Origin of the sequence: Mesorhizobium sp. M7D.F.Ca.US.004.03.1.1, from assembly GCF_003998635.1 — a bacterium.
GTDB classification, from domain to species: Bacteria; Pseudomonadota; Alphaproteobacteria; order Rhizobiales; family Rhizobiaceae; genus Mesorhizobium; species Mesorhizobium loti.
This window is the reverse complement of the sequence record NZ_RZQG01000523.1, coordinates 1-4,290: the sequence shown is the minus strand read 5'-3', so window position 1 is coordinate 4,290 and position 4,290 is coordinate 1. Positions and strand designations below refer to the sequence as shown.

Sequence of the window (4,290 nt, the reverse complement as noted above, 5' to 3'; positions counted from 1 at the left end):
GCAGCCCTTCGATGATCCATCTGGGTGCGAACTGCGTGAGCACACCTGCAGCGGCCATGTAAAATAGGCCGGCGCCAAGCAGCCCGCCAAAACGGCACGCCTCGACGGCCAGTGAATTTTCTCGCTTTTGCGAACGATTGGAACTGACAACGACATCAAACATCAGGCGCGCTTCACTGCAAAGCGTTCTCCGAAGAGACCACGGGGCCTAAAGACAAGGACAACCAGGAGGAGCGAATAGGCGATGACATCGCGCAACTGGTACGGCGACGCCACGTCAAACCCATCAAGCAGGAAAAGCGGTCCAAGCGCTTCAATTAGCCCGAGCAGAAGCCCTCCAACCATAGCACCCGGTATGTTCCCGATACCGCCTATGACTGCCGCGCAGAAGCCTTTCACGCCAAGCGTGAGGCCCATGAAGAAGAATATCTGTTTGAACACCAATGCATAAAGTAAGCCAGCGATCCCAGCAATGGCGCCGCCCAGCGCAAAGGTGACAGTGATGATCCTGTCGACATCAACGCCCATCAAAGTGGCGGCGTCTCGATCCTCGGCCACCGCACGAATTGCCTTGCCAAGAGACGTCCACATGACGATGGCATAAAGTATCGCCATCACGAAGACGGCGGCGACGAAGACTGCGATCTGCACTTTTGGGATTGATATCCCATCCATCAATTCAACGTTTCCCGAAAACGCTGCAAGATCTGGAAATGCGCGGCCGCGCGTCCCAAATGCCCCGCGAACGGTGTATTGAAGAATAAAGGAGATGCCGATTCCGCAAATCAGCGGTGCCAAGCTCCTGACGTGTCGGAACGGACGGTAGGCGATACGTTCGACGCAAATCGCAACAGCGCAGGATACGGCGACCGGGACGATAATCGCGACGGGCGCCGCCAGCCAAATGCCGCCGTTTTTCAATGCCACATCAGCAGCTGTGTAGGCTGCAAATGCACCCAGCATGAAGATATCGCCATGGGCGAAATTGACCATGCGCAGTATGCCGTAGACCATCGAGTACCCGAGCGCGATGAGGGCATAGATGCCTCCGATCGACAGGCCGAATACCGCAAAGGACACGACCTGTGTGAACGTATAATTTTCATGCAGCAGGCTGCCCCCGATTCCCCAGGCGACAAGTGCCAACAAGGCGATGCGCAATGCGATCATGAAGGCATCGACCCATGTGGCTCGACGCATCCATTCATTAAGAGATCGCATCGCGAAGGACAGCATTCCTGTCGTGGTGCGAGCTGCGTCGCTCACTTGGCAGGCTCTTGATAGATCTTGATCGGGTTGGTGCCGGGTTTGAACGAGGCGGGATCGCTACTGGTATATTCGAAGATGGCAAAAGCCGCGGTGCCGCAATCGCCGTTTTCTGAGCAGGTGATCTTGCCTGAGAGGCCGTCAAAATCCTTGGTCGCCATAAGAGCGTCGTGCAGGGCCTTCTTACCGATATAGGTATTGCCCTCGGCATCCGTCACGGCCACCTTTTCGATGCTGGCCTTTACGATCCCTGCCGCGTCGTAGCCATATGTGTGAAAACCGGTGAGCGGACCTTCGCCATACTTGGCCTGGTATTTGTCGAGAAAGACCTTGTATTTTTCACCTAGAATGTTGGGCGAACTATCGACTCCAATGATCCGGAAACCGACGGACGCGTCGCCACTGGCTTCCAAGAAGGCGGGATTGAAGAGGCCGTCCGTCCCGAGCTTCGGCACGCCCTTGAGCTCAGGCACCTCAGCTGCCTGGCGCACAACATAGGCCGCTGCCGACCCGAACAGTGGCATGAAGATGATGTCAGGTTTTTTGCGCGCCATTCCCGCAAGCATGGGGCGGAAATCCGTATCATTGGGTCCAACCGCTTCAGCCGTTGTGACGGATCCTCCGAGCGCTGTGAAATCTTCCGTAAAAGCCTTTACGACCTGCTCGGCCACCGGGCTGCCGTCATGGACCGTCGCGGCGGTCTTCGCCTTCATGCCATTGAAGGCGTAACGGGCCGCTACCTTCGAGGCAAAGGTGTCATTGTACATCGTACGCAGGAAGCCCTTGAGCCCTTCTGGGCGATCGGGAAAGGTCAGCGACGGCGCGCTTGCACCAGGGCTGACAGCAGTCAGGCCAGCGCTCCAGAGGATAGGCGCTCCAGCACGCGCCTCGCTTGAACAGGACGAGCCTACTACGACGACGATTGAGCGGTCCGAAGCGAGCTTCGTCGCTGCGGTCTGGCCGCCTTCCGCATTGCATTGTCCGTCCTCCACCGTGAACCGGATGGGATGTCCTGCAATCATGTTTTCAGCATCGGCGAATCCAAGTTCGGCGCCACGGAATTCGTCGATACCCAAAGATGAATCGGGACCGGACATCGCGAGTAGGCCACCAATGACAATGGGCTTGTCCTTATTGACGCGCACCACTCCGAGGTCGTCGGTCACAGGCCCAACTGTCTCAGCATAGGCCAGCTGTCCCGTTATCTGCAAAGCAGCCAAAGCGGCCGCTGCGGTGCTCATGATTTTCTTCATATTCCCCTTCTCCTTCTTGTTATAGCCGAGACGCTAGCATACATCATGCACGATCTCAAACAAAATTGTGCACGATTTTTCAGGGTGATTTTCGCGAAGTTTCGCACTAAAAAGGGCACAATGTGGATGAAGGGCTGAAGGTTCGCATCCTATGCAAAAGGAAGAAACAGCCGTGGGCCGAGCCACCAAGCAGAAAATGACCCTCAATCAGGTCCGCTCCGAATTGATGCGACCGCTGCCTGCCGGGATGCCCACATCCCCTATTGAGGACGATGCATTCGAAAGACTGTACGACGCGATCGTGAACGGCCGAATCGAGCCAGGGTCGAAGTTGGGGGAAGACGAAATCGCCTTCGCGCTTGCGATTACCCGAATGCGCGCGCGCAAGGTGCTTCAACAACTGTCCGTTGTCGGCTTGGTCACCCTGATCGCAAATCGCGGCGCATTCGTCGCGAAACCCAGCGTTAATGAAGCAAGGGAGGTGTTTTCAGCACGCCGCCTAATCGAGGGGGAACTTGCCGCGCAAATGGCAAAGCAAAGAACCGAACATGACCTGTCGCTCCTTCGCCAGCATCTCGAGGAACAGAGGGCGGCGATGTATGGTGGCAACCGCAGCGCCTATGTGAAGCTCATCGGGGAATTCCATATTGTGATCGCTGAGTTGTCCAGGAATCGAGTCATAGCGCGGATACTGATGCAACTGATTTCGCAGAGCTCCATCATCGTCATGCTTTACCCAGGCTCACAGCATGCGTCCTGCTCGATTGACGAGCATGAAACAATCGTCGCAAGTATCGAAGCAGGTGACGCTGACGGAGCAGCTCTTCTGATGCGTAAGCATCTTGAACTCCAGGAAAGCAGACTTCAACTGAATGCCGACCCGTCCCGGCGCGTCACGCTTGCAGAGGCGCTGTCAGTACGCTCGTCCGATCGCTAGAAGTCGCAGACACGGACGTTGGTGAAGACAGCTTGGCTCGAACTAGGTCGCGGGCCAGGCAAATCCGGGCCGAAAAAGGCGCGCGAAACAACCAAGAAGTAGCGCTGAGGCTCGTAGGTCAAGGTGCTCCAGCCAAATGGTTCGACCAAGCGGTTTAAGGCTTTTGGCCGTCCATGCTCACACCGCCAGCGAACATGCTGGTGTCACGACACGACGCTCATTCCTTTCCATTGCCTTTTCGCCATTCTTCGGGCGTCAGACCAGCCAGGCTGAAGCGGTCCCGGACTGTGGCATAGTTCGCTCCCTCTATGCGTCCGACCGGGTCCAGTTGTGCGGGGTCGATGCGAAAGGTCTCGAAATCCACGACATCGTCTCTGAAATGGGCTCCGACGATCTTACCAAGGATGATGTCCCGCGACGGACTCACTGCTAGCGAGACAAAGTGCGTGCATTCGAAAGCCGCAGGAGCGTCTTTGACATACGGGCAACCGACGAACTTGCCGGCCGAAGTCTCGAAGCCTGCCATCTCCAGCTCATTTTCCGAACTTTCGAATGAGATGGCGCAAATATTCATCCGCTCGACCATCGCCATTGAGACGATGTTCACGGTGAATTGTTGAGTTTGGCGGATATTCCTCGACGTGTCTTTTGGCTCACCATCTTCGTTGGGCTCGATGCCGAGAGCCAGGATGCCGGGATCGGCCGAGAGGATATTGAAGAAACTGAATGGAGCCGCGTTGAGCACGCCGTCCGCGGATATCGTGGTGACCAGCGCGATAGGGCGGGGTACGATCGTGCCGGATAGCAATTTGTATCGCTGCCGTTCGGTTAGTA

At 56.5% G+C, this 4,290-nt stretch carries 4 protein-coding genes; 1 reads left to right on the top strand and 3 read right to left on the bottom strand.

From position 1 onward, the window contains the following. Positions 1-162: 162 nt before the first annotated feature. Together EN935_RS24465 and EN935_RS24460 are read right to left on the bottom strand one after the other, a co-directional pair. On the bottom strand, positions 163-1,266 hold the full coding sequence (locus EN935_RS24465; protein ID WP_245489037.1) for a branched-chain amino acid ABC transporter permease: 1,104 nt from the start codon (positions 1,264-1,266) through the stop codon (positions 163-165). Beyond that, positions 1,263-2,519: a branched-chain amino acid ABC transporter substrate-binding protein gene (locus EN935_RS24460; RefSeq protein WP_245489036.1), complete on the bottom strand. Its 1,257-nt coding sequence runs from the start codon at positions 2,517-2,519 to the stop codon at positions 1,263-1,265. The genes EN935_RS24465 and EN935_RS24460 overlap by 4 nt, the downstream gene beginning before the upstream one ends. 151 nt (positions 2,520-2,670) lie before the next feature. Here EN935_RS24460 and EN935_RS24455 point away from each other — a divergent pair, with 151 nt between their 5' ends. Beyond that, a complete protein-coding gene (locus EN935_RS24455; RefSeq protein ID WP_127373689.1) occupies positions 2,671-3,456 on the top strand; it encodes a GntR family transcriptional regulator in 786 nt (261 codons plus the stop codon). A 217-nt stretch (positions 3,457-3,673) separates the two neighbouring features. Here the strand turns inward: EN935_RS24455 and EN935_RS24450 are convergent. Continuing rightward, positions 3,674-4,290: flavin reductase family protein (locus tag EN935_RS24450; protein WP_164771308.1), on the bottom strand; the 617-nt coding region annotated here is incomplete at its 5' end.

Coding starts and splice junctions, on each gene's coding strand:
- EN935_RS24460 (WP_245489036.1), bottom strand. CDS start 2,519: ATGAAGAAAATCATGAGCACCGCAGCGGCCGCTTTGGCTGCTTTGCAG.
- EN935_RS24455 (WP_127373689.1), top strand. CDS start 2,671: ATGCAAAAGGAAGAAACAGCCGTGGGCCGAGCCACCAAGCAGAAAATG.